Annotated in this window: 1 protein-coding gene; it reads right to left on the reverse strand. The window is 69.1% G+C overall.

The window, feature by feature from the left end:
- The coding region (locus EHS43_RS45985; protein WP_148104404.1) for a class F sortase at nucleotides 1–401 on the reverse strand (401 nt) is incomplete at both ends.

Consider the following 401-nt stretch of genomic DNA (forward strand, 5'->3'; position numbering starts at 1 on the left):
ACCAGGTTGTCCGTGTAGTCCCTGGCCGTACGGTCGTAGGTGCCGGCGCAGGTGATGAGCCGGACCTCGGGCCGGGCCGTGTCGTCGTACACCTTGCGGCTCGGGAAGTCGTCCTTCTCGAAGGTCTCCACGCTGTCGACCACGAAGGACGCCCTGCGCCCGTCGGCCCGGTCGACGTGGAAGACGTCCCCCTTCTCCAGTTCGCCGAGGTTCACGAACACGGCCGCCGAGGTCGCCGTGTCGACGTGCCCGGCGATGATCGAGGTGCCCGGCTCACCGGGGGAGACGCCCTTGGCGTACCAGCCGACGAGGTTGACGTCGTGGGCGGGAGGCGGTTCGAGACGGCCCGTCGGACCGATGGCGAGGTCCGTGAAGGGGGCGTCGACCGAGATCTTCGGGAT

This window comes from Streptomyces sp. RP5T, from assembly GCF_003933965.1.
In the GTDB taxonomy this organism is placed as follows: domain Bacteria; phylum Actinomycetota; class Actinomycetes; order Streptomycetales; family Streptomycetaceae; genus Streptomyces.